The organism is Streptomyces diversicolor (genome assembly GCF_057537855.1).
The window spans coordinates 1-696 of record NZ_BAAJXA010000145.1; the positions used below are offsets into that span (position 1 = coordinate 1).

A 696-nucleotide genomic window follows, 5' to 3' on the forward strand; every position below is an offset into this window, starting at 1 on the left:
AGGCGTGCGCAACCAGCTGGCGGAACTGCTGGTGCACGAGCACGCCCCGCTGACCCTGGCGCAGCAGGCCAGTGGCGTCCCCAACGGCAGCCCGCTGTTCACCTCGCTGTTCAACTACCGGCACGGAAGGCGTTCACAGGCGGATGCCGGCGCGGACACCGAAAGCACGACGCAGGGCATCAGCACTCTGTCCATGCGTGAGGTGACGAACTATCCGGTGGCCGTGTCGGTGGACGACCTGGAGTCCAGGTTCGGTCTGACCGTGGACGCGGTGGGTCCGGTCGACGGGCAGGCGGTGTGCCGGCTGCTGCACACCTGCCTCGACAACCTCGTGACCGCACTGGAAGACGACCCCCACGGCCTCCTGTCGGCAGTGGACATCCTCGACGCCACGGAACAGAACCGACTCCTCGTGGACTGGATTGATACGGGGGTGGAGGGCTCGGCGTCGACGTTGCCGGAGTTGTTTGCGGCGCAGGTGGCGCGGACGCCGGATGCGGTGGCTGTGGTGGTGGGGGATGTGGGGCTGTCGTATGCGGAGTTGGATGCGCGTGCGAGTCGGTTGGCTCGGGTGTTGGTGGGTGAGGGGGTGGGTCCTGAGACGTTGGTGGGGCTGGCGTTGCCGCGTTCGGTCGAGTTGGTGGTGTCGGTGTGGGCGGTGTTGAAGGCGGGGGCGGGGTATGTGCCGATCGACCT

1 protein-coding gene is annotated in these 696 nt (G+C 67.5%); it reads left to right on the forward strand.

Translation table 11 applies throughout. The features are described 5' to 3' along the window. Positions 1–696, forward strand: a 696-nt coding sequence (locus AC27LF_RS45555; RefSeq protein WP_487231314.1) for an AMP-binding protein, incomplete at both ends; no start/stop codon positions are given.